3 protein-coding genes are annotated in these 1,071 nt (G+C 33.8%); 1 reads left to right on the top strand and 2 read right to left on the bottom strand.

What is annotated here, in order from left to right; genetic code table 11:
• Nucleotides 1-223: hypothetical protein (locus ABWI07_RS44385; RefSeq protein ID WP_353822240.1), on the bottom strand; the 223-nt coding region annotated here is incomplete at its 3' end.
• A 106-nt stretch (nucleotides 224-329) separates the two neighbouring features.
• Here ABWI07_RS44385 and ABWI07_RS44390 point away from each other — a divergent pair.
• A complete protein-coding gene (locus tag ABWI07_RS44390) occupies nucleotides 330-647 on the top strand; it encodes a hypothetical protein (protein ID WP_031560867.1) in 318 nt (105 codons plus the stop codon).
• A gap of 214 nt (nucleotides 648-861) precedes the next feature.
• On the opposite strand, the gene ABWI07_RS44395 is transcribed toward ABWI07_RS44390, so the two are convergent.
• A partial coding sequence (locus ABWI07_RS44395) for a hypothetical protein (RefSeq protein WP_502912918.1) occupies nucleotides 862-1,071 on the bottom strand: 210 nt, incomplete at its 5' end.

Here is a 1,071-nt window from a genome sequence, read left to right on the forward strand (position 1 = left end):
TATTGTTTGCCATTTTCTGACGGGCAATATCATTTTTATGATGTTGCATGTTTTCTGCAAACAGTTCTTTATTTTCTTCTTGCAATTTATTAGAGAAATCAATCCAATCTTGACGGCTTTTTTCGCAATTAGCAAGACTTTGTTGAGTTGATTCCAACTCTCTTTTCATGCGATCATAATCCGCAAGTTTAAATTTTTCTTCTTCTGTTTTAAATCCAAACATTTTTAATGTCCTTTCTATGTATGTGTTTTAATCCTCCGAGTGCTATAATTACTGTGAGCAGATATTTGCGGTATTTGCTTAGTTTTATGGAAAGGAGGCATTTTAAATGAGTGAAACTGGATTAGATGAATTAATTGATGACTTGGAAAATATGCTTGATAAAGCTAGAGATTTAGATGGAGAACATGATGTTATATTTAGCGATATTTTTACTGAATCTTTCCTGAAAAATCATACCGGGTTCTCATCTCTTGAAGACTTTGCCGATGCCAGTCGTTTTGATTGGACAACACCCAAGTCATTTGAAGCTATTCCCAATGATGAATTAGACGTTTTTGTAAGGAAAAACTCACAATTCAATTCGTGGGAAGAAATGCTTGAAACTGCTAGTTCCGAGTATATTATGAATCAACTCGGATTTTAATTTTATTTATCCTAGTTAATGTATTTTTTAACTGTTCAACTTGGTCTAAAGCTTCGTTGAGCAGTTTTTTTAGTTCGTCCAAACCTTCTGCTTTTATTTCTACACTAATATCTGGCAAATTTTTTTCTCTTTTCTAGCGGAGCACCGCATTTAATAAATTAACTTGGTATGTGGAGGTAGTCATTTTCTCTTTAATCATGTCTTGCCCGACATTTTAGTAATAAAAATCATGTAAATCTTCCAATAGATAGAAGACTGAACCACCTCGATTTATCGAAGGTAATCCGTTTTCTCTCCACTTTTTAAGCGTATCTGATGACATGTGGAATTCTTTCAACAAATCAACCTGCCTGATTTCTCCGGTCTTACTTTCATATTTGAACAGCTCCTTTTGGAATTTCAGCCATTCATTCGTCATCTTACG

The organism is Actinomadura sp. NPDC000600, from assembly GCF_040492135.1.
GTDB lineage: Bacteria > Actinomycetota > Actinomycetes > Streptosporangiales > Streptosporangiaceae > Spirillospora.

Coding starts and splice junctions, on each gene's coding strand:
- ABWI07_RS44390 (WP_031560867.1), top strand. CDS start 330: ATGAGTGAAACTGGATTAGATGAATTAATTGATGACTTGGAAAATATG.